The following is a 24,499-nucleotide window of genomic DNA, read 5'->3' as shown; positions in this document are numbered from 1 at the left end:
AGACGTTTGCGCCGGTGGAGATGACAGAATCAGTCGGTATATCGCGACGAGGCGGTTAGCGAACTCCAGGGGTCTTCGCAGATTTTCGTGACGCAGGCGGAAGGAAAAGGTAGCGTGCGATAGTTATAGCGATTGGGGCTTGTGAAATGGCACCATGGATGAACGGCAAAGCCCTGTTAGCGATCGCTTTGTGCGCCAGCGCCACTTTGTTGGGGCTGGTTCTTGTAGGTAGTTCTGCCCCGGCAATCGCTCAAACTGGCTATGACTGTCCCATGCAGCCATTCGGCGATAGCGCCTCGTCGCAAATGCCTGACCGGCCAGGCTGGTGTATGGAAGGCTGGGTGGCGCGCGAAAAGTGTGATGCCCTTAACGGTGAATTCCTTTCGGGCAATGACGCAGGCACATACGGGACATGCCACTTTCCGATAACCAGTGGGCAACCGCGAAGGAGCTCGCCTCCACAAGATTCGCCGAGTTCAGAGCAGCAGTATACGCCGCCACCAGTATATACTCCGCCAGCGCCAGTATATACGCCACCGCGAGCAACGCCTCCGCCGCCTCCAGCACCTACGCTCCGAATAGAGCGGAATAGTTCCGCGTCAATCGAGTGGACAGTCTGCAACAAATCAGACATAAAAATACATGTTGCGGCTTATTATGTTGATGTAAATAACTCAAGATGGAAAAGTCAGGGATGGTGGACTGTGGAGAGCGGACAATGTGATGCACTTTTTGATAGCAATAACAGTATTGCCTATGTTTATGCGGAGAGCGATGGAAGAAAGTGGATCTGGACAGGGGACACAAGGGAATGCGTTTCTAATCCCGGCCCATTTGAGATTTATGACGATCAAATGTCTAGCTCAAGATGTCCGGATAATGTAAGGAAATTTTCGAAATGGGAAGCACAAAGTTCCACTAAAGCGACGTATAACTTCAATCCATAGCGAATCCTTGGGCCTACATCATCAATTCGTCGAGGTGACTGGCCAGCATCCGAGCCGTTCTGCCAAGGCGGCACTTTATGCACCTGATGCATATTTGCTGGGAGTCGTGGAGGAAGTTCGAACTTTTTCACCTGACGTGATCGCCGAGGCCGAACGCTTCCTTCACGGCATCACCGAAGCAGCTGGCGCACCGAATGCGACCGAATTGCTCGCGGGCCTCAGGACGCTTCGAGAGCAGTTTGAGCCTGCTCGTTTGGAGGAGGCCGCATGATGAGGCGGTACAGGTTGACCAGGTTGTTCGCGATCTCCCGAGCTTCCTCGCGCGGAAGGCGCTCACCTTCGGCGCGCTCGTATATGTCGATGAATTCGTCGAGGCTGGCTTCGGATAAGGCCATGATGCCGTTCATTCTCTCGCTTCAAGCCAAGCTCGGCACGGCGTCACTTTATTCGTGGTTGACGCCGATGATCGCGTGCGTCGGTGCCCGAACACGTCCCTAACGTCCCCAAGTCCCTGCGCACATGCAACGACGCATAAAGTGACGTCGTGTCGGCTTCCGCCGCCTGCTTCACACTGATTCCAGACCCTCCCGCGCACTCTGGAGCGCCGCGATCGTGCGGCTCTCCCGCCTTGCGCAGGAGGAAGATATGACTGCTGAAGTTCTTTCACACTCTCGGTTCGACGTATATCGCGCCGTCACTGACAGCATCATCGCCGCCATCGAAGCCGGGGCCGGTGAGTTCGTCATGCCCTGGCACGACGACGGTGTTGCCATCGCCAAGCCCCAGAACGCGCTGACCCAGATGGAATATCACGGCATCAATGTTCTGGCCCTTTGGGCCCAGGCAGATCTGAGCGGGTATCGAAGCGGATATTGGGCTTCGTACAGGCAATGGCAGCACGCGGGCGCACAGGTGGTAAAGGGCGCCGAGGGCTCAACAATTGTCTTCTTCAAGAGGATCGAAGGCGAGCCTGCTGAAGGCGAACCAACGTCGGTACGACTTGTTGCCCGCGCCTCGCGAGTCTTCAACGCTGATCAGGTCGCAGGCTGGCAGCCGCCGGCTCCTTCCAGATCATATGGGGATGCCCAAACCACGGAATCGGTCGAGACGTTCATCGCCGCGACCAAGGCACTGGTCCATCGCGGCGGAAGCATCGCCTGCTATCACATCACGGACGACTATATTGAAATGCCCGAACGCTCTCGGTTCATTGGGTCGACAACGATCTCCGCGACAGAAGCGTACAGCGCCACGTTACTTCATGAGCTTGTTCATTGGGCAGGCGCCCGGCATCGACTTGCGCGTTTTGGCGAGGGACTTTCGAAGGATGAGGTCCCCGCAGAAGAGTTGGTGGCGGAAATCGGCGCCGCATTCTTGTGCGCCGACCTGGGGGTGAGCAACCAGCCGCGACCCGACCATGCCGCCTATGTCGCGCACTGGCTGCAGCTACTTAAGAATGACGCGCGCGCGATTTTCACTGCCTCCCGGCTCGCAAATCAGGCGGCCACCTATTTGCACGAAATGGCGTCCACAAGCGATTGGTGACCTCACACAGCCTCCCCAAAGGGAGGCTGTTCTTCTCAGAGGTGTCCATTTGCGTCACCGCGAGCGGTACGAGGAGCTCGAAGTCCCCCCACGTCAGCCAGCCGCTACTTTGAACGTGCTCATCCAGCAGTGCTTGCGGCTCGGTCCCAAGGCCTTGATGCAGGGATCTTTGGGGCCGCGCTGGAACTCCAGTTACCGGGGCTTCCTGCAACGCGAATGCTGCCGACTACCGAAGGCGGCTAGACAATGACCGAAACTTACGCTTGAGCTTGGCTCCGATGTTTGAGGCTCTGCGAGCACCAGCTACGAGTCTCGGCTGAACACGCCGCCGGGAACGCCGCGAGACGACCTTGGTTAGGCGCGGAAAACCGCGGTTCAACCAAACTCGACCAAGCGAGGGGACCGACGCGTTAAGCTACAGCGATATGTTGATCTACTTAAACCGATGAAAGCGGAAACCCTCCGCGTGCTGCCCCATCAGGCGAGGCGCCGCCTTAGTCCGCGGCCCTCCTCCGCAACCCATATCGCTAAGCACTTGTACTGCTGCAATAAAACGAGCGTATCGAAGCGTCATGTCAATAACTCACTCACAAGTCGGGTTTCTCAATAACACGAATCCATCCCGCGCAGCAACAACGAGGTCGCCCGCCATGCGATGCACCAAGAACCCCGGCGGGAAGGAATGTTCTGCGTCCCAACCAGTCGCGTCTGTGACAGACCATGCCTTGCCGTCTATAATGGCCTCGCTTTCGAAAGCCCCGAAGGCTCGGGCGGTACGTACTACGGCCGACCATCCTTTTTCCCAGGGCAATTGCCAATCTGCTTCGCTCGCCTTCCAGTATGTTCCGCCAGGGCCCTGATCCGCTGCATTCTTCCAGAGATCGTCAAAATTCCTGAGCGCCGTGGGCAGGATTTCAACCGCCTTCATTTGCAATTTCGCGCAAAGCGAGTCTAAAGCTTCCAATTCAGTAACAGGCACCGCGCTTTGAACGAGGATAGCTCCTCTATCCATTTCTTCAGTAACCTTATGAAGCGTCAATCCTGAGTACTCTGGGTGATGAAGTATAAGCCAAGGGATGGGGAACGGGCCACGGCCCTGCGGCAAAAGGGTTGGATGCAAGTTTACCATTCTTAAGCCTTCAATTACGGGAATCTTGAATGGAAAACCCATCACCAACACAACATCACAGCCGGCGCTACGTAAGCCTTCCAATATCGAAACGCCGACCGGGCCATACGCAATCGGTGAACCCTCGCGCTCGGCGAGGCCCACCAGCTGACCATTCCGATTAATAAACTTTCCATCAACGTCGAAGGTCTGCACGTGAACCAGGTTGTGTCCGTCACCTAGAATTGCGTCTAGCGCTTCCACAAAGAAGTCAAATCCGAAATAAGCTATTTTCATGACTATATTTCTTTCAAATAAAACATCACGCTAATAGCGTCTATGTTGCCGTAAAATGAATCAAGTTCTCTCGACAGATAAGCATTCACATCAGCATCATACTTCAGAGAGTCAAACATTTCAAAGGACTCCCCTTCGTATAATCGAGCTATCACATGACTCCAAGATTCCGGTATGTTGTAAAATGAAGGCGCGGTGGATAATACCGCGATTGCGAAGGTCCTGCCGTTCTTTGCATTGTTCACGATCTCTGAGCCAAAGCAGTCCTTACCTACAAAAGGTACGGCTGCCATATACCTCATACACAATGCTGTTGGCGTAAAGCGCGTAAGCACATGAGTGCAGCCCAGAAGGTGGACGCGCGAATCCCGCATATCTCGCACGGCACGACAGAACGAATCGTGTTTTGGACCTGGCGTTCCCAAATGCTCTGCGATGCACGACAGGGCCGCTCGAACACAAGTAGTTGTCACTGCTCGATTGGCCACCAGTGGAATACGGCACCACTCTTCGGAATGACCCAACCATCGTGTTTAATGAGGTGGGTGCCGGGCGGATCCTCGTTGATAGCCGGATTCCCGTGTGCTGCTGTTATAATTTCGTACGCCTCCGCTTCGATCTTTCCCGCTAGGGCGCCATCCCGCACGAACTTAATCGTCAACCCTTTAGTCAAGCATTCCGCAAGACCAAAAACTATATCGGATTTTGGCACAGCGTACTGGAAGGCGTATTCTAGATGGACCGGCTGCGATAAATCGTGGGTCTGTGGAACGCGGCAGAACAACAGCGTTGGATCGCCCGGCACCGGTGTGGGCGCAGTATTTACGCCAGCTATTCGTAGAAATAGAAATGCATATGTGGCATCGACCGCTTCGTCGCCAAAGCGCTCTCGCAATTCCGCGTCCGGCACGTGAAAAAATAACTCACTAGTTTCGTACAATGCATCTACGGCAGATTGATCTCTCACGAATGCCATTTGATCGTCGGAGGTCTTAAGAGTGAATACTCTAAATAGAAGATCCCTGCTAGCGAGCGTTTTACTATAGGAGAATTGAACTCGCATTGTGAGAAACTCATCATGCTTATTTGGCATAAGTATATACTCTATCGTTTCTCCGTAAACGAACCCCTTTTGTCCCTTAACTCGAATCAATCCTAACACGTCCTTTATCAGATCGATCGGGCCAGATTGATAAATCTTTTCAAGCCTACTCCTCGAGTACCTATTCTCAATGGCGCCAAAGAACACAGCAGATGTGACGCCGAGGACCATACTCATAATTCCCTGCGCGATGAACGCGAGCCCAGCGGGGCTGAGAGCAATGGAACCTACCTTCGAGATATCGTAGTTTGCGGTTGCGAACAGCCACAGGATGAAAGCAGCGCAGACAGCCGACAGCGCCGCCTTCAAAATTCTTTTATGGCGGTCACTAAAGCGGCCAGGATCGTCAATGCCAATTTCAAGATCCGTCATGCGCGTCACCCGACGGGATGAACGATCGGAAACCGACCTTCCGGTCATCTTCGGCATGGCATGTCCCTCCACTCCTTTATCAGGGCACCTTTGTGGGCCGGCAGGGCTTAGGCAATTTTAAGACAACGGCTCTCAATTGACGAAGCCTCTCTCAGGTGGCTACCATACGACCATACAACTATAATCTCTTGGGTGTTCGTACCATAACTTCGGGTTGGCCATTTTCCCAGTTCAAAGTTTGAGATGGAATTCTTCGTGTGGCTGTCGCCGAAAGCGCTCAAGGAACTTGGTCGTATTTGCCCAGCAATCAGCCCTTAGGGAGCCCCGATTTTTTGTGTCGTGAGCCGCTGATTTGGGCCTCAGGCGGAATTGCTGCGCCGCTCCCCTGCCTGTTGATTGCGAACGCGAGACTTAGAGACCTTCACATCGGCAACGGATTTGATAAGGAGGGCCCGAGTCGATAGGTCAGCCTGACCGACCCGAGAGCCAGAAAAGAGCCACGGACGGACGGAAAAGACGCTAAGCTATTGATTTGCGGGTATAGCACAATGGTAGTGCAGCAGCCTTCCAAGCCTCAGCCACGACGACGAGGAATCCAGGCCCGAGGCTATTGATCATGGGCTTGCCGAAATCATGCTATTTCAGCGTGAACAAGATATTGCTCCCACAATAGCATAAGCGCTCGCCGACGCTCGAACCGGTCGGAGCGCTGATATGCCCGCACCACATCAGAATCGACGACATGTCCGAGCGCGCTTTCCTTCACCTCAAAGGGCGTATCGGTCTTCTCTTCGACCCACGTACGAAATGTTGCGCGAAAACCGTGGGGCCGTGCCGTCAGACTTTGTCGTTTCATAATGGCGGCCATACCGGCGTCAGAAAGCGGTTTTCCTCCCATCGAAGGAAACAAATACTCGCCATTGCCCTGGCTGCGAGCCTTGGCGACGATTGCGACAGCTTCTCCGGTCAGGGGGATGCGACGATCTCTGCCGGTCTTGGTGCGGGCCGCCGGCAGGTTCCAGATGTCCGCCTCAAACTCGTCGAAGGTCGCACAGCGCACCTCGCTGGTGCGGGCGACGGTCAGGATGAGAAACCGAAGCGCAAGCGCCGCAATGCCTTCAGACCGGACGAGCGACGCATAGAAGGCGGGAGCATCAGCGTACGGAAGCGACGGAATGTGCTCAGCGGTGTGCCGCTGCTTTCCGAGAAGCGCCCGCGCTTTCATGGGTGCTTGCAGATCGACATTGAGCCCAAGTGCCGCAGCGTGTTTGAGCGTCATGTTGAGGCGATTGAGCGCCTTCCGCGCGGAATCGCTCTTGTCATGCCAAATCGGCCGCAGAACATCGATGAGTTGGTGCTGGTCAACGTCCTCGATGGGGACCTCGCCCAGCTTGGGAATGATATGCACATTGAGGGGTGACATCCACCGACCCGCGTCGCCGTCGCGTTTCAGTTCTGCCTTCTTCGCCTCGAAACATCCGTCGATCGCCTCACGAAGCGTCAGTTTTCGGATTGTCCGTTTTGCTTTCCGACGATCGGCAATCGGATCGCTGCCATCGCGTAAAGATTTTCGCGCGACTGCGGCGCGATCACGCGCCTCTGCTATTGAGACATCGGGCCACCTACCAAGCCCCATCTCGCGACGCGTGCCGCACACCACCAGGCGCAGCGTCCATTTTCCGAAAACCTTATCGCGCTTTACGAGCCATAACCCCTGGCCGTCAGCATGCTTCCCGCGATCGAGGGCTTTGGCGGACATTTGCGTGAGGACGTTGTGGCGCACAGGAACCGAGCTCCAAAGCCTTTTTCAGTCCACCTTTTAGACCACCCTTGATGTTGAGATCAAGTGTTCTGCGATGAGCTGACATGAGAAAGGGATTTTCCACAATGCTTTGAAAATAAGAGAAAATGAGCAGGTATGTGGAGCGATGAGAATGCCGCCCGCTGCCTGCAACCGGCACCATCGTCAAGCCTCGAGCGCATGACCGCTTTCGGAAGTGTCGCGTTCGCTTGGCAGACGCGCCCCAATGGATCAGGAACGGGCGCCGAGCCAGCTCAGATATCTAGCTGTCGGCGGCGAATCTCAGCAAACAGCGAGTTGGCTTCGGCGTCGTCCCCATCGCTGTTGGCGCGCTCGAAAGCAGCGATCAGCTCATCGTCGGATAAATTCTCTGGTTTCACAAGCGCCACTCGAACAATCGGTTGTTCTTTCATCTATACTCAGGGTGACAAGGTTACACAACTGAGGCGGCGCGCGCCCATGTGCATTTTGAGGTGCGGCATGGAGGGGGTGCGGACGCGTCACCGTTGCGGCCTGGGCGGGTCAAGGTCCACGGCGAGCGAGCTCGGCATGGTAAACTCCAACCGTTTGCCGGCTCGCTTCACTACCGCGGTTGCCCGCTAGCCCGCAAACCTGCGATCTCGAATCCTGGCATAAGGCCGCGACCTTATCCGGCGTTCCGACTTGTCGATCGAGCATGAATATCCGCGTTACCGGACCACCGACTTCGCCTGTGTGCGGGGCGAATACTGCAACCTGTCGGGCGTCTGCCAATAATGCCCGATATTGCGCATATTCTTCCGGAAAGCGTTGCCGCTCCGCATCATAGCGATCCAGTTGAGTGGTAATCACATAATCGGCACGACAGGTTCCCAATTTGTCGTGCGCCACTGTCCCGATGTCGATATTCGACCGGGCCTGACGAAGCTTGTCGATGGTGGAATAGCCGATCCTGCCCTTGATGAGCGACATGGCGTCAAGGCAACCCGCGACCCCGACGGGGAACAGGAAAATATTGGGCCGCCTCACTAGATCGAAGGCGAAGTGCTCAAGCAGGACGCTCTTGCCGGGGGGAATATGCGCCTCCGCCCAGCGCGATGCCTGCTGACGCGTGTCGTTCAGCCGCTCCCGGCCCTGCGCGATATCTGTCATCAGCAACGGCCCGCCAGCGGAGATGGCCAGGACCAGCGCGACGGCATTTTTCCAACCTCGCGCCCGATTCAACATGAGCTTGTCGATAAGCCAGACCGCTCCCCAGGCCCCGACGATCGTCAAAATCGGCAAGAGCGGGAGCGCCCAGCGATCCCAAACCGTCCTCTGCGCAAGCAGCATGATCAGGAAACCCGCCGCCGGCGGACCGAGAATGGCCCGTGCCTCCCGATGTCGGGAGGCGAGCACCGACCCGACCAGGGTTAGCGCCAGGCCGGCCAGTCCAAGTCCCTTGCGCAAGGGATTCGCAAGATACCAGCCGAGGTTCCACAAAGGGGAGCCCCCCGTTGCCCCGAGGTGATACGGCCGCACTTCTCCCGCAAGATTGCGCAAGACGGTCGGATAGTCGATCAGCAGGAACGGCGACACAATGACGAGGGTGGCGAGGGCCGCACTTCCGAACAGAAGAAACCGGCGCAGCTCGCGATCCCGCGCCCTGCCATCATTGACGATCCGCATCATCACCGCGCCTGCCATGCCGAGGCCGGCGGCGGCGAAGGGCCACTTCGTCGCCACGGCAAGACCGAGCCACAGGCTGGCCAGCAGCGTGTCGCGCCGCTTTCCCTCGCGCGCGACCTCGAGCGTGGCAAGCAGGCACAGCATAAGGAATATGCTGGCCATGATGTCAGAGCGAATGACCTGCGACCAGAGTATATGAACGGGGTCGATCGCCAGGAACGCCGCCGCGACCAAACCCGTACGGCGATCGAACAGGCGCTCGCCCAACCGGGCGGTCAATGCGACGGTGAGCACGCCGCACAAGGCGATCATCACCCGACCGGGCAGAATGACGAGACCAGGATTGGCCCAGATCGCCTGGACAAAACCGGCTGGCCCGGAGACCGAGCCAGTCAGCCAGTTCACACCGAACACCCCTACGTCGATCAACGCCAAGACATACATGGTGGTGGTCGCCGGATGGCCGAACCAACCCGGATTGAGCGTCGCGCCGCGCAGCATGCGGACCGCGCCGAGTTCGAACATCAGTTCATCCGGGTCGTTCAACGCGGGAAGGCCGAATGAGATTGCGTGCAGCCGCAGCGCTAACGCCACCAGCAATATTGCCATAGTGACACGCCACGACCGAGACTGATCCGTTCGACCCATTGCGGATCAGGCTGTCGCGTTTGCGGGTCTGGGAGCGTTTTCGCCAACGCGTGCAACCTCCGCTCGGGTGGGCCGCAGCGGTGGCAGGACGGAAGGCAGGAGCGGCACATCATGACGAAAGCGCCAACGCCCCGCCCACCCCTGAAGCCGGATGTCACGCCAAACGTCGATAATCGTCAGCAGTGCCAACGAGACCGGGATGGAAAGCGTTGCCAACGGGCGGATGAATGGCCCCAGTTGAACAACATATTCGACGATCACACCGGTGCCGAAAAAGAAAGACTCCTTGGCGAGCGGTGGAAGGGAGTCGATGTTGATGTCGAAGGGAATGCAGACGAGGTATGCCGCCACCAGCGCGTAGCGCCGCAGAAAGCCACGCGCCGGCTCCATGAAAGTGAACAATAGGACGATGATCTCGGTGTAGCCGCTGACTTCAGTCGAAATGACAGCCAAGCCGACGCTCAGGACCAGCATGCGACTGCGCGGGACCACTTCGGGGCGTAGGAAGCAGGCGAATGCCCCGATCATAATGATCGCCTGAGCAGAGTGCATGATGAGCGGGACCAGTGTGTCGATCAGAGTCGTCAGCCTGGAGCCGAGCACGAGCAAGGTGGGAAAAACGTCCGAGTGCGTCAATTGCTGCAACGGCAGCAGTGTCGAGGCCATCCAGATGTCGAGTGGGTTATTGATGACCAGGCCATCGGCATAGTCTGTGATATTGTGGTAAATTTCCACCGGATTGCCGGAGCCGAACAGCGCGTATGTGACGAGATAGACCAAGACCGAGGCGACAAGCGCCCCTTCCGCCCACCGCCAGCGGCGATGAAGGAGCTGTGCGGCGACTGTGCCGATCAGATAGACCTTCATGTTGACCGCCAGACCCGCGAACAGCCAGCGCAGGCGGGCGCTTTGCAGCAATGGTCCATAAGCAAGTAGCATGAAGATGTACGTAATGAGGATCACATTCCCCCGGTCGAGTGCCCAAAGCATCGGCAACCCGAGCGAAATCGCGAGGGAGCGGGGCAGCGCGGTGCGGCGGTCAACCCTAAGCAAGGTACGCGCTGTGAGCACAATGCAGAGGACGTAGACCAAATGCAGAGAAATGATGCCCATGGCATCGCATTCGCGTGCCCAGCCGCCTTGCGCGCCGGGATAGCACGGTCCCCAAGTTATTGCCTTCAGGATGACATAAGTCAGAGGCGGATAGATGGTCCGATAGGAATCATAGGCTCCGGGAACGTGCGACCAATATGCCGGGTTGAACCAGTCCATCCACGTATCGCCAATGTCGTAGAAGAACGGTTGCGGAAAGTATTTATACGTAAAAAAGTACCAAAAATCATAGACAAGGGCGATCACTATCGCCAGTGCCATAACGTGCTCAAGCGCACGGAAAATTTTATACTTTTGCATTAAGCGATGCGCTCACGGAATACCAAGCGCTTTAGTACGAAATAGTTTACAAAAGAAACTAAAATAGTCGCGATCAAGCCGGCAATATAGGGCGATTTTAATATCACAGCCATTGCAGCAAGAGAAATTAAGTTAAATACGTAATTAATTACGTATGAGATAATGAAACGAAGCCGCTTTCCAGTGTGGCCGACAAACGCATATCGGCTATATGTGAAATAGTTGAAAGTCACTCCCATGAAGTGACTCAAAATCTGAGCTACGTATATGTTCATTCCCAGTCGCACGAAAAGTGCGTACAGGCCAAAACCAAAGGCCATATTGAGCAGCCCGGCCTGATAATAGCGAAATAGTCTTTTCCACTCCTTGATAGACTTCCACTCGAACATTACGTCAGGCTCCGTCCGGGAAGTTGACACGTTCACGTTCGATCACAAGGGGTTGATTGCGCGTGCGTTCCGACACGAGGGCCACCTGAACACCTAGAAGCCCCAAAAACAGGAACAGTAGACCGAACTGCCCTTCGAGCATCGCAGCGAACAGCCATAGTTGCCAGGAATGACCGGTGAACGCCGCAACCGTTGCGCCGACTAGGCAGGTGAGTGTCAGCAGCGAAATCAAGAACGCCACGTAGAGCGGCGCACGCAACAGCTTCTTTGAGGATCCTGCAAGGCCGTTGAGCGCAAAGTCGAGCAGGGTAAAGAAGTTGTTGTTCGATTTGCCGCCTGCGCGCGGCGGGCGCTTGAAGGGGATCGTCTCGATGGCATAGCCGGTCTCGACCAGCAGGCCGCGGAAGAACGGCTCCGGCTCGTTCAGCGCCCGGATCGCTTCTACCACACGGCGATCATAGATGCCGAAGCCGGTTGCGTTGGGAATTATCGCATAGTCGCCGAAGCGTTTCTGAAGGCGATAGGACAACCCACGCATGAAGGTCAGGATGGCGCCAGATTTCTCGCTTTGACGCACGCCGAGCACGATATCACTGCCGGCACGCCAGCGCCGGACAAATTCGGGCAAGAGATCCGGCGTATCCTGAAAGTCCGAGCACATCGAGATCACCGCCTGCCCGGCGGCTTGATAGATCCCATGCGTGGGCGACCGCATCTGGCCGAAATTGCGCGTGTTAACGATCAGCCGAATCCGCGGATCGCGTGCGCACATACCTTTCACGATCTCTACCGTGCCATCCTGCGATTCATTGTCGATGAAGATCAGCTCGAAGCTCTCGACTATCGGATCAAGTTTCTCGATGACCGCGGCTGCGATAGCCACCGCATTGTCCTCTTCGTTGCGACAGGCCAGGACGACCGAGATTTCGGGCACGCCTTGAGCTCGATTACGCATGCTCGCCCTCGCGCGCGCCGCTCATCGGGCGGCGTTCTTCCGATGCGATCGGGGCACCTAGTGGTGGGCGGAGACGATAGAACTCAACGATCGCCCACAATAGGATGAGCGCGATTCCGACTGCCATCGCGGGAAACCAATGCTGCCGTTCGGCATCGATATGCGGCGGCTCCAATACACGCATGTTGGCGGTCGAGGCCAAGTCTTCGACCGAAGTACCTTGCAAAAAACGCATATAGCTATCATAGAGCGCCCGCTGAAGGCCAAGCTCTCTCTGCAATCGATATAGCTTACTCGTACTTGCTACAACACCGCCAACACTTTGGTTTGATTGCGTATTAGTTTCCTTTACTTCATAAAGCTGCTGCTGCATCGCCGAAATCTCGGCTAGTATCTGTTTTACCATAATATTCTCGTCAGTATACATCTGGCGAGCAAGCGATAGAGCAATGCGTTTGCCCTTGATTCCCGCTTCCAGCTGCGCGATCCGACCGGCGACGCTACCGGTCTGGAGCTCGGGCACAGCATCTTGGCTTTTGAGCCGATAATCGTCGTAATTGGCCTGCGCCAAGGCGAGTCCGTCGGAGGCATCGCGTACCAACTTCACCAGAATCTGGCGCTTATATGACGTCTGTTGTCGACTGATTTCGCCCAGCCGGCGCTGCAGGGAATTAGTGAAGGCGGCGACAATATCTTGCGCGAGCCTTGGATCGGTATCGTCAAGATCGACTTGAATGATTCCGCCTCGCAACGACCGAACATCTAAGTGGCGACGCAGCCAGCGTTGCAATTGAAGGGGCGTCATCCCCATGCGCGTCTGCAGCTTTGCATCAACAATGACATGCTGCCGCACTTCGCCGCTGTCCGCTACACGAAGCGCGACCTCGATTGCGGCCTGATTGCCGAAGACACTTCCTAAGGCGCCGAGCTGCCCAAGCGTACCGCTCAGCCCCAAGCTGCTGGGGTCGGTCGGCGCAAGAAGTGCCTCGGCTCGAAAACGTTGCGGAAAAAACGTCAACACAAGACAAACCGCAATCGCTACGCCGAAAGCGAGTGCCCGATTGCGGAACCGCGCCAACAAATTCCAGCCAGCCAATGTGCCCACCGCGCTGTGCCGCGGCGTCATTTCGTCACCGCCACGATGGTAGCCGCGCTCAATCCGAATGAAAATAGAGTCGATGTTAGGTCGCGCAAATGGGCCCAGAACAGGTTTGGCTGGGTACGCACCGGCACAAAGATAACATCGCCGGGCAGCACCCTAGCATTCAGCGCGCCGCGTTTCTTCGGGATGACTTCGCCGCTCGCACGCACCACAAAGATGCCCCCCTTATCCGCGGAGGGCAAACTGCCGCCGACCTGGTCGATATAGTCCCTAACGCGCCGTGCGTTATGGTCAGCGTCGACAAGGAATGAGGAGGGACGATATACTGCACCGAAGACACCCACCGTCGATGCCAGCGGGGGGATGTAGATCGCGTCGTTGTTTTCAAGCACGACCCTCCCGGGCAAGCTCGTGGCGCCGGGCGCGATTCCCAGAACCACGCGTCCGTCGGGTTTGGCCTCGCGCAACCGCATGAGAACTGCGCGCGCGGCTGCGCGCTGGGCATCCCGGTCGCCCGAGGCGAGCGTCGGATCCTGGTTAAGCGGTGCAGCGGCCAGTGAGATTTCCAACTGATCGAGAGCTTCCTTGAAGCTCTCTTGCTGCTGAATTTTCACCGACTGACGCGTGAATTTCGCACCGAAAGCGTAAGCTTTCGACGTCAGGCCGCCAGCCTGGCCGACAATATCCGCAAATGTCGTACCGGGCGAGACGTAATATACACCCGGTTTTTGGACTTCGCCCTCGATCCGGACCAGAACTTTTTGCTGCGCGATCGGCATTGCCAGGGTGCCGGTCGACAGGATCTGGATGATGTCCCCCGCCCCGATCGGCGTACCCGTCGCGACCGAGCTTGCCAGCCATTGCGGGCCAGCCCGCTCGGGATCGCCCGTCTGATAGAGCACGAAGTGCGTCGGATCGCCCACTGTGTTCGCCCCACCGGCGGCGGCAAGCATGTCGGCGACGCTCTCGCCCGGCTTGGCCTCGTAGATTGCCTCTTCGTGAACGCTCCCGATCACTGCCACCTGCGGCCCCGCGGGCGGAATGAACAAGACGTCCTCGTTCTGCAATTGAACGTCGTTGACCCGGCTGCCTCCGCGCATCAACTGGTACAGGTCGAAATCCGCGACCTGCTGTCCATTGCGATAAAGCTTTATCGCCCGCCAACTGCCGCCCCCGTTGGGGCCACCTGCCTGAAATACCGCATTGGCAAGCGTGGAGAGGCTGCTGACCGTGAAGGCGCCTGGATTGTTGGCCAAGCCGGTCACGTAGACACGGATACCGCGCAGCTTGGTAATCGTCACCGATGCGGTAAAGCCGCGAAACTTGGTGCCGATCGCACGCGCGACAATGTCATGGAGGTCGGAATTCCGCACGCCTGCCACACGAACCGCACCAACTCCGGTCAGGAAGATCTTGCCGTTGGTGTCGACTTGACGCTCAACCGATCCGTCAAGCGAGCCTGACAGGGCGACGTCAATAGTATCGCCCGGCTGCACGATATAATCGGGCGGCACCGTAGCGGTTGCCGGAGCAGCGAAATCGCGCAACGCCGGCAGTACCAGCTTGGTCCCGAACAGCGGCACCTTCCGTCCCAATAACGCTTCGATGTACTTCTCGAACTCGCCCGGCTCCGGCGGTTTCTTGATGACATTGTCAGCTTTGTCTGCGGTTGCACCCTTTGCAGAGAGAATCTGCTCGAGCGTCAGCGGGTTATTCTGATTCTTTTCGCTGACGTCGAGCGAGCCGATGGTCCCGTTGTCGGCAAACGGATTGTTGCCACCGTTGTTGCCGGTCTGCAAATTCGACTGAGAGTTTGTGGCCGACGGCGGCGAGGTCGTCCCATCAGGAGCAAGCGGCGATCCGCTCGGTACGTTGGTGACTTGCGCGAAACCAGCCGACGCCAGACTCAGCCAAATCCCGGCGATCGCGGCTTTTCCTCCGCTCACAGATATCTTGGCAAATGCCACTTTCTCGTAACCCCTAACTCAGATCCGCTGCGGAGGATCGATTTCAAAACATTTCAAAACAAGTGTCGCGCCTGGCTACGTCTCCGCCGAGCTCCTCAGAGGCCGTCTACGGTAGTCGACTTCAATGCGGCCTGGCGAGCGAGATAAGCGGCGGTTTCCAGAATCTGGTCAGCCAACGCCAGCGGTTCGATGCCATGATGTTCAAGCAATGCGGACCAACCGCACCCGTCACCGAAGTAGCGGTTTGCCGCCATATCCTGCACGGCTCGGCGTACGACCTCCCCGCCGAGCGTATTCGCGACCACGGTCGCCACTTCGCCCAGCTCAAGTCCCTCACCGCCGGTATCGAAGCGCAGTACTGAGTCGCCGTCCCGCGCCAGAAGGCAGGAAAAGACCAGCGAGAGCAATTCGCGCACTGCGGTGTAACTACGCATGACGCGCATTGGCGCGCGCACCTCGATCGGCCGGCCTGCCAACGCATCGAGTATGAAGCTGGCGAGTGCATATGTTTCGTGTTTATTGATATATGGACCGGACAGGCTGTAGATTCTTCCGATCGCCGCACGCCGAGCATCTGGCATTTCGGTAGCCCAGGCAGCGAATTTCGTTTCGTCTTCGCGTTTCAGCAGGCCGTAGCAGCGCATGCCTTCGGCCGCATCTGCATCGTCGGCAAACGCCGCCGCCCCCGAGGACGCGACGAACAGACGGTCGACGTTGATCTGCGTCAGGGCGTCGAATACCGAACGTGACAAGGCGCGGTTGGCGTTTACATACTCGCCGGCATCCATCGTCGCATAGCTGTCCATGGTCAGGAAGGCGAGGTGGAGAAGCAGCGTAGGGCGGCGATCCAGTGTGGCAAGATCGCCAAGCGCGCGTTGCTGCACCTCAAGCGGGCCGGCGAAGACTGGACCAGCCTGGGATCCGAAACAATGCACCCGTCTGGCAAAAGCCGCCGGACCCAGCGCCTCATGCAGGAGGGTCACTGCCGTGCGCCCGATCCACCCGCGCGCGCCGACAATGATGATGCGGCGATCATCGCCCAGCAACGCGCGACGCGCCGGCGGCGCGAATTTCGCCCGTTGACGATCGAGATCCGGGACAAGGACCATTGGCAGCGCTCAGTCCAAGACCTGAGTTCGCGCGAGATAGTCGACGTCCGGCGTCATCCGATCGATCGGGTTCGATTCCATCGAACCGCTGACCGTTATGCGGCTGCTGATCTTGGGAAAATAGGTCTGCTCCGGATCGATCGGCACTATGAAGGCGCAGGGACCGGTTGCGGCCAGGCGCGCCCGGAAATCGGGGTCCGCGGTAAAATCGAGCGGCAAGCGCATCACCGGGATGTCCCAGACGCTGAACAGTTTCTCCCAGTTCGGCAGACCGAGGCCCGACCGGATATCGCAGCCGAGATACTTGCCCTCGAAATAGGTCCGCTGCGTCATGCGGATCGAGGCATGGCCCTGATCGTCGAAAATGAAGATCTTGAGATTGAGATTGTTGATCGCGACGGTGCCGAGTTCCTGCATATTCTGCGCGAACCCGCCATCGCCCTCGATCAGGATCGTGCGCCGCGGGGCGCCGGCAATCGCCGCACCGATCGCACCTGCCAGACCATAGCCCATCGACGCGAGCGACTTGTTAGTGATCATCCGCTGTCCAAGCTTCTGCTTGTAGAGCTGCATCGACAGAGTGAACGCACTCCCGCTCGAACAGGGTATGATCAGATCATCCGGCGTTGTCAGCGCCTCGAGGCGAACGATGAAGTCATAGGGCGAGATATAGTCCGCACCGGTGTGATTGACGTCCTCGACGCGCGGCACGGCATCGCGCAGATGTCGCGCCTCGCGCAACCACGCGTCTTTACGGGGAAGGTCAGCGGCCACGAAGCGCTCAAGGAAATCGTTGGCGTCGGCGGCGAAGGCCAGGTCGACTCGCGGATGACCCTTGTTCAGCTCACAAGGGTCGATCTCGACCTGAACGATCTGAGCCGCGCGGCCGAATTCCTGCCAGTTGAAGCCAGTCTGCTGCAATCCTAGCCGCGTCCCCAGCGCAATGATCAGGTCAGATTGCTGGATCAGAATATTGGAGCTCCGCTGCCCCCACGTGTTAGGTCGACCAAGATAATTCGCTGCGTCACCGTCGAACCGGTCGGCCGCATTGTAGGTCGTCATCACCGGTATGCCGAGTGTGGCGATGCGGTCGCGCAATTGCTCTGCCGTGTCGTAGTCGACGCCGCCGCCAACCAACAGCACCGGGCGCTGCGCGGCCTGATAGAGCGCGACAATCCGTTCTATGTCGACGTCCCCAACGACATCGAGGTCTGGCGGAAGGATCTGGGGAAGCGAGGTTTCCTCGACCGTAGCTGCTTGCACATCGAGCGGCATTTCGAGGAACACCGGACCTTTGCGAGGCGCCCAGCCCTGCTCGATCAGGCCGAGAAAATCGGCCGCGTCGATTGGTCTCTCGAATCGATAGGCAAGCTTGGTGGTTGAGCGCAGCAACTCGACGCCATCGATTTCCTGGATGCCGCGCGAGCGCAATTGCTGGCGCGCGAGATCGCTTGTCTTGACCTGCCCGCCGATGACCAGCAGCTCCCGACTCTCGAGCCAGGCGCCGCTGATAGCGGTGACGGCGTTGGTGAGGCCAGGACCCGCAGTGACCAGTGCAAGCGCTTTACGCGGCGCCGCGATGACATTGAAATATTCCGCGGCGATGCCCGCGGCAACCTCATGGATCACCGGCACGCCGCAAAGATAGCGATCCAGGCTTTCGGTCAGATGCATGATATTGCCGCCGCCGACATAGAAATAATGCGTATATCCCGCCGCCTTCAGCCAGGCACCGATCTGGTCACTATACTTCATCGGCCGCCCTTTCCGCGATGTTCAGCAGGGAAGAAATGATCGTATGAACCTGGTTGGCGGACAGGCTGCCGAGGGTTACATGGTCGTATCCCCAATTGGCATGCAGGGGCAGGTGGATCTGCCCCTCGAACGGCTCGAGATGGCTGTTCATGTCGTCCACATAGACGATCAGCCACTTGCCGCGATCGAGCCAATGCTCGTGCTTGGCCACCGCGAGCTTGCTGCCGAGCCGGCGGATATCTTCCTGCCCGAAGACGCGCACGACATCAGCGTCGTGGAAGGCGAGGGTTTCTCGTATCGACTGGATATTGCGCGTCGAGAGGATGGCGAAGCGGTCGGGATATTGCTGAAGCAACGGTTTCAGGAGGAAGAAGAAATCATAGGCAGGCATGACCTTCGGCCATTCCGGGTCGGCCATGATCTCGGCGCGCGCCGCAAAGAAATCGCGTGCGAATGCCCAATCTGCGTCGGTCGGCTCGACCTCGCGCAGTGCTGCCGCGGGGACCGCCTGAGCGGTGCTGTAAAGGCGGTTATAGTGCCATGCGTCGGTGACTACGGCGCGATAGGCGAGGAATTCCTCATAGGCGATATCCTGGCGGAAACCATCACGGCCGGTGGTCGCCCGGTTCGCCACGGTGAAGGCCTCGAACGCGCTGTTGAACAGCACGCCGTCGAAATCGAGGACGAATTTTACGTCCATCACCCGCGCGCCCGCAACTGCTCGACGCGCTTTTCCGCCGCCGCAGCAATACTGCCGTGGTGCGCGAGCTGCATGTCCAGCAGGGCGCGCTCGATCACAAAGGCAGCGTCGAGTGCCCCTGCGCTCAGGAATTGATCCACCGGCATGATGCATTTGCGGGTCTCGACAAACGCGACAAGGCTGCGCAGCTCGTCGTCGCTCTGCAGCAGGGAAATCGTGCCTGCATTCACCGATCCGCCCATCGTAGTCGGCAAGCCGCGCGCGGCGGCCGCACGCGCCACGGCCTTGACCATCGTGACGGTTTCGTCGGCGTCCACCCCTGATCCGCCAAAGCTGGCCGTCAGGTCGGTGCGACCCACGGTGACGTCGCTGAGCTTTACGCCCGCATCGAGTATCTCCTCGATCCGAGCGACTGCATCAATTGTCTCGATCGTCACCCCAACATGGTCGAAGCTCCCTTCAGGGAGCATCTCCTGGTATTTGCGCATTGCAAACGGGCTTTCGATCATTGGAGCGACGACGTTGCGGATTCCCATCATCATCAGGAAGCGCAGGTCGGACTTGGCTTCGCAGCCACCGATCTTGACCATGTAAGGCAGGCCGTTTCGGGCCGCGAAAGCTGCCTCAGCCGCGACACTGTCGCGCGACAGGCCTTCCGCCTCGAACTCGCCTTTGAGCATTACGACCTTTGATAAGTCCACAAGTCCAGATCCTGTTCGTGACGCCGTGGCCCGTACCGGGGCGCCGGAGAAGGCGGGTGCGATTCAACGCCCGCGGGCAGCGACGAAGCCAGCGATGGTATCGACCATGTAGGTGATTTGATCTTCGCCGAGACCGGGGTAGAGCCCCACCCAGAAGGTATTGGTGGTTACGAAGTCGGCATTGGCCAGATCGCCGACCACGCGATAGTTTTGATGTCGCATATAGGGCTGGCGCAGCAGATTGCCGCCGAACAGCAGCCGCGTACCGATCTTGCGTTGATTGAGAAACTGGACCAGCTCGTCGCGGTCAATGCCGCTGTCGGCACGCACCGTGACGGGATAGCCAAACCACGAAGGCTCGCTGTTCGGCGTAGCCTGCGGCAGGATCAATACATGCTCGAGTGCGCGCAATTGTTCCGTCAACAGGGCGAAATTGCGTCGGCGCGCAGCAATGAAGTCCTCGAGATGGTCCATCTGCGCAAGCCCGACGGCGGCCTGCATGTCGGTGATCTTCAGATTATAGCCACAATGGCTGTAGGTATATTTATGATCATAGCCATGTGGCAGCGTACCCAGCTTGCGCCCGAAGCGCTTGCCGCAGGTATTGTCCATCCCCGGGGCGCACCAGCAATCGCGGCCCCAATCGCGCATTGATTCGATCAGGCGCTTCAGACGGGGCTTGCCCGTGAACACGGCCCCGCCCTCACCCATCGTGATATGGTGCGCCGGGTAGAAGCTCAGCGTGCCGATATCGCCGAATGTTCCGACACCCTTGCCGTCATAGGTCGCGCCGAGCGCGTCACAGCAATCCTCGACGACCCACAGATCATATTTCCTGGCAACGCGCATTACCTCGCCGAGATCGAACGGGTTGCCAAGCGTGTGGGCGATCATGATTGCCCGCGTGCGGTCGGTAACCGCCGCCTCGATCATCTCGGGCCTGATGTTGTAAGTCGGGATGTCGACATCGACGAAAACCGGCACGAGACCATATTGCAGCGCCGGATTGACCGTGGTCGGGAAGCCCGTCGCGACGGTTATTACCTCGTCGCCCGGGTTGAGCTTCTCGTCACGCAGGGCATGCGAGGTGAGCGAGGACAGTGCCAGCAGGTTGGCCGACGAACCCGAATTGGTCGTCAATGCATGCCGCACGCCAAGGCGGGCCGCCAGACGCGTTTCGAACGCGTCGTTGAAGCGCCCGGTGGTGAGCCAGAAATCGAGCGCGGAATCGACCAGCATCCGCATGTCTGAAGCGTCATAGACCTTGCCCGATACCGGCACTGCGCTCTGCCCTGGCAAGAACGGCTTGGGTGCGTGGAAACGGCGGGCATATTCACCGACCATGTCGAGAATCTGCGCGCGCATCCGCGCTTCAGCACCGTCAGCTGACGCGTCCATCACTGATGTGGCAGCGAGCTTCAGTTCCATGTCGGGTTCCCTGTGTCGCCCGACGATGCAGCCGCGCGAAATTCATTGAGTTGGGTCAGGCAAACGGCGCGAGCGTCAGCGCCCTCGGAGACGTCGCGATGCCATGCAACAACTTTGGCAAGCGCCTGGTGGAGCGTCATCGCTGGTCGCCAGCCGAGTTCGCTGCGCGCCTTCGAACAATCCAGCCTGAGCGTCTTTGCTTCATGCGGCTGGACGAGTTCGGCGCTTTCCCACGCCCGTCCGCCCCACTCGGCAACCAATCGATCGGCGATCCAGTGAACTGGGCGGGCGTCTTCGTCGGCCGGGCCGAAATTCCATGCACCGGCTGCCCATTGGTCACCGCGCAACAGATGTTGGGCGATCAGCAGATACCCACCCAACGCCTCGAGCACATGCTGCCAGGGCCTGACCGAACTTGGTGAGCGGATGAACGGAGCCCGATCGGCCAGCAAGGCTCGTATGATATCGGGAATCAGCCGATCGGTCGACCAATCGCCGCCGCCGATGACATTACCCGCGCGAACCGAGGCTACAAGCGGTCCATCGCGGAAAAAGCTGCTGCGATAAGCCGAAATGATCAGTTCGGCAGCGCCCTTGCTGCTGCTGTAAGGATCATGGCCGCCCATCGGATCGCTCTCGCGATAGGGCCAAACCCATTCGCGATTCTCATAACATTTGTCGCTTGTGACGCAAACCACCGCACGCAGGTCTGGCACGCGGCGGCAGGCATCGAGGACATGCACGGTGCCCTGCACGTTGGTGGCAAAGGTTTCGACAGGCTTGTCGTACGACAACCTCACCAGTGGCTGTGCGGCGAGATGGAACACGATTTCAGGGCGCGCCTGCGTCATCGCTGCCTCGACAGCGGCGAAATCCCGAACGTCACCCTCGATGTGGGTCACCAGTTCGCCGACCCGCGCCTGTTCGAACAGACTCGGCTCAGCCGGAGCCGGCAGGGAGAAACCGGTAACGTCGGCGCCCATCCGAGTCAGCCACAGCGCAAGCCAGCTTCCCTTGAAACCGGTGTGCCCGGTGAGGAAGACCCGACGACCGTGCCACTGTTCCGCCCTTACCAGACTTTCCACGGCGCGCCCCGTTCCCAGAGCTCCTCCAGGTGCTGCTTGTCACGCAGCGTATCCATCGCCTGCCAAAAGCCGTCATAGCGATAGGCCATAAGGTCGCCGGATTTCGCAAGATGTTCGAGCGGACCCTGCTCCCAGATCGTGTCGGCACCGTCGACCAGATCGAGCACCGATGAATCAGCCACGAAGAAGCCGCCATTGATCAGGCCGCCGTCGCCGGCAGGCTTTTCCCTGAAACTGGTGACCAGATCACCAGTCATGTCGAGCGCACCGAACCGGCCGGGCGGCGCTACCGCGGTCATCGTTGCCCTGCGACCATGGGACCGGTGGAATGCGACGAGATCCGCAATGTTGATCGCGGCGACGCCATCACCATAAGTGAAGCAGAAAGGCTCATCGTCGCGCAGATAAGGCCGGATAGCCTTCAACCGACCGCCGGTCATTGTGGCGGCGCCAGTATCGACCATTGTGATTCGCCACGGCTCGCTGCGCTTGTGGTGGACGACCGTTTCGTTCCTTTGGAGGTCAATTGTGACATCGGCGGTATGCAGGAAGTAATTCGCGAAATATTCCTTGATCAGATAGCCCTTATATCCAAGGCAAATGATAAAATCATTGAATCCGTAGTATGAATAAATCTTCATGATATGCCACAATATTGGCATACCGCCGACTTCAACCATTGGCTTAGGCCGAACACTCGTTTCCTCTCCGAGACGAGTCCCCAGCCCTCCAGCAAGCAGCACAACACGCGACAAGAAACATCCCCCAGATTCCTGGGTCCCTGTGTCGCCCGCTCGGTCATTTGTCAACTTAACGAACTGGATTTGCTGCGCATTGTCACGAAACTGCCACAAAGGCGGCAAGCCACATAGCACTCCATCTCGCAATACGGAAAAAGAGCCATTCTGGATATATTTTTTCTCATCGCATACGAATATTTTTCCATCAAACAGATGTTATTTTTTGATGTAATTCTTTCTTACATTATAGTAACATTTTAGTATTGACGCCGAATAAGTTCAGCACTGAACTGATGGCTTAGCGCGGAATGGAATTGACCGCACCCATAGCCATGGGTAGCGATCGTCAATGTTAGATAGGCTGATCTATTCGTTCTTATCCTGTTGTTTTATCAGGTGACTTTTTTAGTACCCGTACCGATGGCGCTGATGTAATGGCAGAAGACGCTGAGAAACAAAGTTAAAAACCCGCGCCGTCCCTTCCGACCGGAAGCATGCGCTTCGGTCAGTGCTTTTGTCACCGATCCGGTGACATGTTACTGCGCATCCCGGGCGATCGCTGTTGCTTTTTTGCGACGAGTTGAATGCGATTGGGACGAACCGACAGCTAGAAGGCTCCGAACACCATGCGGTGCACAACGGGGAGAGCGAGCGCCATAACAGACTCCCCGCGGGGAAGCATGGTAGGCGACGGTTTCGCCGCCGCCCGTCTTGCCTCGCACCCGGCCGCGCCAAAGTCGACAAGATCGGCTTTAGCCAGGAGCGGGCTTGCCATCGCCAGACCAGCTTCGAGTTGCGCCCGTCATTTCGTCGCTGCGTGCCGGCGCATCCGCGGGAGGATTTCAGGTCTGTTTTCAGGCTTAGAGGACTCGAAGTCGTCAATTAACAGGCTGATATCGCGCCGTTATCGACCGCCTCGACTTTGCGTGGTCCCAGCGTGGCCCCGGCCGAAATCAAGACACGAACCCGCGCCGAATGCTGAGAAACCGACCGCGAGCGAATCCCCAAAAACGTCTGATTGCGGGCACTCTCGCACCAGCGGTTCCGAACTGTCGTGTTCGGAATCGGCCGTTTGGATCATGCGCTCATTGTCAGCTACCTTACGAGGTGACTCGCTGCACCCGCTTGCGCGACACGCGAATGAGCACGCGCGCACTCCATGGAAACATCAAAACACGGTTGCCCTTCCCGAGATTATCGGATCCGTTGGAGGCTCTCCAACCACAAACTTGTAGTGTTTGCGATAAGCCCTTTGGCGAGCGGGGCGCGACGCCTTTCTGGACCACCCAGCGGATCGGAACTGTCGTGGCCCCTTTACGATGCAGATGTGATTGAAATCGCCGCTAATCTCCAGCCTTCTGCGCGCGGCGAGTTCGAGATTACCGACATCAACAGAATTTATCTCGAACGCGATAAGCTTTCGGTTGAAGCCATGGGGCGTGGCTTCGCCTGGCTGGATACGGGTACCCCGGATAGCCTGCTCGAAGCGGCGGAGTTCGTCGCCACGCTCGAGCGCCGGCAAGGCATGAAGATTGCCTGCCCCGAGGAGATTGCGTGGAGGATGAAGTTCATTGACGACGAGGGCCTGGAGCGTGCTGTCGCTCGCCTCGCGCGAAGTGACTATGCAACATATTTGCGATCGCTCATGACGGATTGAACGATCGGCGCCGTCGTGACCCTGTGACGTA

Annotated in this window: 22 protein-coding genes and 1 pseudogene; 3 read left to right on the top strand and 20 right to left on the bottom strand. The window is 58.1% G+C overall.

Annotated features, from left to right (window positions below; translation table 11 throughout):
* Window positions 1–146 precede the first annotated feature (146 nt).
* Entirely contained in the window at window positions 147–947 is an 801-nt protein-coding gene (locus ABD050_RS29075) for a DUF1036 domain-containing protein (RefSeq protein ID WP_425542493.1), read from the top strand.
* Between the two features lie 218 nt (window positions 948–1,165).
* On the opposite strand, the gene ABD050_RS20410 is transcribed toward ABD050_RS29075, so the two are convergent.
* On the bottom strand, window positions 1,166–1,354 hold the full coding sequence (locus ABD050_RS20410) for a hypothetical protein (RefSeq protein WP_343891345.1): 189 nt from the start codon (window positions 1,352–1,354) through the stop codon (window positions 1,166–1,168).
* A gap of 238 nt (window positions 1,355–1,592) precedes the next feature.
* On the opposite strand from ABD050_RS20410, the gene ABD050_RS20405 reads away from it, so the two are divergent.
* The gene (locus tag ABD050_RS20405) at window positions 1,593–2,492 is read left to right on the top strand and encodes an ArdC family protein (RefSeq protein ID WP_343891344.1); all 900 of its coding nucleotides are present in this window, start codon (window positions 1,593–1,595) and stop codon (window positions 2,490–2,492) included.
* Between the two features lie 583 nt (window positions 2,493–3,075).
* Here the strand turns inward: ABD050_RS20405 and ABD050_RS20400 are convergent.
* The 19 genes from ABD050_RS20400 to ABD050_RS20310 all read right to left on the bottom strand — a co-directional run bounded on the left by ABD050_RS20400 (window position 3,076) and on the right by ABD050_RS20310 (window position 23,332).
* Complete coding sequence (locus tag ABD050_RS20400) at window positions 3,076–3,897, bottom strand: formyltransferase family protein (protein WP_343891343.1); 822 nt, start codon at window positions 3,895–3,897, stop codon at window positions 3,076–3,078.
* Window positions 3,898–3,899: 2 nt separating this feature from the next.
* Entirely contained in the window at window positions 3,900–4,190 is a 291-nt protein-coding gene (locus tag ABD050_RS20395) for a hypothetical protein (RefSeq protein WP_343891342.1), read from the bottom strand.
* Between the two features lie 176 nt (window positions 4,191–4,366).
* Complete coding sequence (locus ABD050_RS20390) at window positions 4,367–5,428, bottom strand: hypothetical protein (protein ID WP_343891341.1); 1,062 nt, start codon at window positions 5,426–5,428, stop codon at window positions 4,367–4,369.
* A 574-nt stretch (window positions 5,429–6,002) separates the two neighbouring features.
* Window positions 6,003–7,154: a tyrosine-type recombinase/integrase gene (locus tag ABD050_RS20385; RefSeq protein WP_343891340.1), complete on the bottom strand. Its 1,152-nt coding sequence runs from the start codon at window positions 7,152–7,154 to the stop codon at window positions 6,003–6,005.
* 272 nt (window positions 7,155–7,426) lie between these two features.
* Window positions 7,427–7,585, bottom strand: a complete 159-nt coding sequence (locus tag ABD050_RS20380) for a hypothetical protein (protein ID WP_343891339.1) — start codon at window positions 7,583–7,585, stop codon at window positions 7,427–7,429.
* A 109-nt stretch (window positions 7,586–7,694) separates the two neighbouring features.
* A complete protein-coding gene (locus tag ABD050_RS20375; protein ID WP_343891338.1) occupies window positions 7,695–9,428 on the bottom strand; it encodes an ArnT family glycosyltransferase in 1,734 nt (577 codons plus the stop codon).
* Window positions 9,429–9,473: 45 nt separating this feature from the next.
* Entirely contained in the window at window positions 9,474–10,841 is a 1,368-nt protein-coding gene (locus ABD050_RS20370) for a hypothetical protein (RefSeq protein ID WP_343891337.1), read from the bottom strand.
* A gap of 38 nt (window positions 10,842–10,879) precedes the next feature.
* The gene (locus ABD050_RS20365; protein WP_343891336.1) at window positions 10,880–11,269 is read right to left on the bottom strand and encodes a GtrA family protein; all 390 of its coding nucleotides are present in this window, start codon (window positions 11,267–11,269) and stop codon (window positions 10,880–10,882) included.
* Window positions 11,270–11,273: 4 nt separating this feature from the next.
* Entirely contained in the window at window positions 11,274–12,224 is a 951-nt protein-coding gene (locus ABD050_RS20360; protein ID WP_343891335.1) for a glycosyltransferase family 2 protein, read from the bottom strand.
* Window positions 12,217–13,350, bottom strand: a complete 1,134-nt coding sequence (locus ABD050_RS20355; protein WP_343891334.1) for a GumC domain-containing protein — start codon at window positions 13,348–13,350, stop codon at window positions 12,217–12,219. The genes ABD050_RS20360 and ABD050_RS20355 overlap by 8 nt, the downstream gene beginning before the upstream one ends.
* Window positions 13,347–15,293: an SLBB domain-containing protein gene (locus ABD050_RS20350; protein ID WP_343891333.1), complete on the bottom strand. Its 1,947-nt coding sequence runs from the start codon at window positions 15,291–15,293 to the stop codon at window positions 13,347–13,349. The genes ABD050_RS20355 and ABD050_RS20350 overlap by 4 nt, the downstream gene beginning before the upstream one ends.
* 95 nt (window positions 15,294–15,388) lie before the next feature.
* Window positions 15,389–16,402 carry an NAD-dependent epimerase/dehydratase family protein gene (locus ABD050_RS20345; RefSeq protein WP_343891332.1) on the bottom strand — a complete coding sequence of 338 codons (1,014 nt, stop codon included), beginning with the start codon at window positions 16,400–16,402 and terminating at the stop codon, window positions 15,389–15,391.
* A gap of 9 nt (window positions 16,403–16,411) precedes the next feature.
* Entirely contained in the window at window positions 16,412–18,157 is a 1,746-nt protein-coding gene (locus ABD050_RS20340) for a thiamine pyrophosphate-binding protein (protein WP_343891331.1), read from the bottom strand.
* Window positions 18,147–18,857, bottom strand: a complete 711-nt coding sequence (locus tag ABD050_RS20335) for a hypothetical protein (RefSeq protein ID WP_343891330.1) — start codon at window positions 18,855–18,857, stop codon at window positions 18,147–18,149. Before ABD050_RS20335 ends, ABD050_RS20340 begins: the two co-directional genes overlap by 11 nt.
* Window positions 18,857–19,447, bottom strand: coding sequence for an aldolase/citrate lyase family protein (locus tag ABD050_RS20330; RefSeq protein WP_343891329.1), 591 nt, complete (start codon window positions 19,445–19,447; stop codon window positions 18,857–18,859). The genes ABD050_RS20335 and ABD050_RS20330 overlap by 1 nt, the downstream gene beginning before the upstream one ends.
* A gap of 174 nt (window positions 19,448–19,621) precedes the next feature.
* Window positions 19,622–20,986 (bottom strand): lipopolysaccharide biosynthesis protein RfbH, encoded by a 1,365-nt coding sequence (rfbH, locus tag ABD050_RS20325; RefSeq protein WP_343891328.1) that lies wholly within the window; start codon window positions 20,984–20,986, stop codon window positions 19,622–19,624.
* Window positions 20,977–22,071, bottom strand: a complete 1,095-nt coding sequence (gene rfbG / locus ABD050_RS20320; RefSeq protein WP_343891327.1) for a CDP-glucose 4,6-dehydratase — start codon at window positions 22,069–22,071, stop codon at window positions 20,977–20,979. The genes rfbH and rfbG overlap by 10 nt, the downstream gene beginning before the upstream one ends.
* Window positions 22,056–22,814: a glucose-1-phosphate cytidylyltransferase gene (gene rfbF, locus ABD050_RS20315; protein ID WP_425542496.1), complete on the bottom strand. Its 759-nt coding sequence runs from the start codon at window positions 22,812–22,814 to the stop codon at window positions 22,056–22,058. The genes rfbG and rfbF overlap by 16 nt, the downstream gene beginning before the upstream one ends.
* Before the next feature lie 389 nt (window positions 22,815–23,203).
* Window positions 23,204–23,332, bottom strand: coding sequence for a hypothetical protein (locus tag ABD050_RS20310; protein WP_343891326.1), 129 nt, complete (start codon window positions 23,330–23,332; stop codon window positions 23,204–23,206).
* 794 nt (window positions 23,333–24,126) lie between these two features.
* Between ABD050_RS20310 and ABD050_RS20305 the strand changes: the two are divergent.
* Window positions 24,127–24,468, top strand: a pseudogene (locus ABD050_RS20305) (sugar phosphate nucleotidyltransferase); the annotation flags it as partial.
* Window positions 24,469–24,499: the final 31 nt, after the last annotated feature.

The organism is Sphingomonas oligophenolica, assembly GCF_039522915.1.
Lineage (GTDB): Bacteria > Pseudomonadota > Alphaproteobacteria > Sphingomonadales > Sphingomonadaceae > Sphingomonas > Sphingomonas oligophenolica.
This window is presented reverse-complemented; position numbering and strand designations above follow the sequence as displayed.

Coding starts and splice junctions, on each gene's coding strand:
- ABD050_RS20365 (WP_343891336.1), bottom strand. CDS start 11,269: ATGTTCGAGTGGAAGTCTATCAAGGAGTGGAAAAGACTATTTCGCTAT.
- ABD050_RS20405 (WP_343891344.1), top strand. CDS start 1,593: ATGACTGCTGAAGTTCTTTCACACTCTCGGTTCGACGTATATCGCGCC.
- ABD050_RS20380 (WP_343891339.1), bottom strand. CDS start 7,585: ATGAAAGAACAACCGATTGTTCGAGTGGCGCTTGTGAAACCAGAGAAT.
- ABD050_RS20335 (WP_343891330.1), bottom strand. CDS start 18,857: ATGGACGTAAAATTCGTCCTCGATTTCGACGGCGTGCTGTTCAACAGC.
- ABD050_RS20355 (WP_343891334.1), bottom strand. CDS start 13,350: ATGACGCCGCGGCACAGCGCGGTGGGCACATTGGCTGGCTGGAATTTG.
- ABD050_RS20345 (WP_343891332.1), bottom strand. CDS start 16,402: ATGGTCCTTGTCCCGGATCTCGATCGTCAACGGGCGAAATTCGCGCCG.
- ABD050_RS29075 (WP_425542493.1), top strand. CDS start 147: ATGGCACCATGGATGAACGGCAAAGCCCTGTTAGCGATCGCTTTGTGC.
- ABD050_RS20410 (WP_343891345.1), bottom strand. CDS start 1,354: ATGAACGGCATCATGGCCTTATCCGAAGCCAGCCTCGACGAATTCATC.
- rfbH (WP_343891328.1), bottom strand. CDS start 20,986: ATGGAACTGAAGCTCGCTGCCACATCAGTGATGGACGCGTCAGCTGAC.
- ABD050_RS20390 (WP_343891341.1), bottom strand. CDS start 5,428: ATGCCGAAGATGACCGGAAGGTCGGTTTCCGATCGTTCATCCCGTCGG.
- ABD050_RS20375 (WP_343891338.1), bottom strand. CDS start 9,428: ATGGCAATATTGCTGGTGGCGTTAGCGCTGCGGCTGCACGCAATCTCA.
- ABD050_RS20360 (WP_343891335.1), bottom strand. CDS start 12,224: ATGCGTAATCGAGCTCAAGGCGTGCCCGAAATCTCGGTCGTCCTGGCC.
- ABD050_RS20400 (WP_343891343.1), bottom strand. CDS start 3,897: ATGAAAATAGCTTATTTCGGATTTGACTTCTTTGTGGAAGCGCTAGAC.
- ABD050_RS20395 (WP_343891342.1), bottom strand. CDS start 4,190: ATGGCAGCCGTACCTTTTGTAGGTAAGGACTGCTTTGGCTCAGAGATC.
- ABD050_RS20370 (WP_343891337.1), bottom strand. CDS start 10,841: ATGGCACTGGCGATAGTGATCGCCCTTGTCTATGATTTTTGGTACTTT.
- ABD050_RS20340 (WP_343891331.1), bottom strand. CDS start 18,157: ATGAAGTATAGTGACCAGATCGGTGCCTGGCTGAAGGCGGCGGGATAT.
- ABD050_RS20330 (WP_343891329.1), bottom strand. CDS start 19,447: ATGGTCAAGATCGGTGGCTGCGAAGCCAAGTCCGACCTGCGCTTCCTG.